Here is a 210-nt window from a genome sequence, read left to right as displayed (position 1 = left end):
CACCCTAAAAAGCACCCCTTCTCCCGAAGTTACGGGGTCATTTTGCCGAGTTCCTTAACGAGAGTTCTCTCGCTCACCTTAGGATTCTCTCCTCGCCTACCTGTGTCGGTTTGCGGTACGGGCACCCAATATCATCGCTAGAGGCTTTTCTTGGCAGTGTGGAATCAGGAACTTCGGTACTATATTTCCCTCGCTGTCACAGCTCAGCCT

Annotated in this window: 1 rRNA gene; it reads right to left on the bottom strand. The window is 51.9% G+C overall.

What is annotated here, in order from left to right:
• A 23S ribosomal RNA gene (locus tag M3226_RS32065) occupies positions 1 to 210 on the bottom strand; the annotation flags it as partial.

Source organism: Neobacillus cucumis, assembly GCF_023715505.1.
The sequence above is the reverse complement of the archived record's forward strand: the minus strand, read 5'-3'. Positions and strand labels throughout refer to the sequence as shown.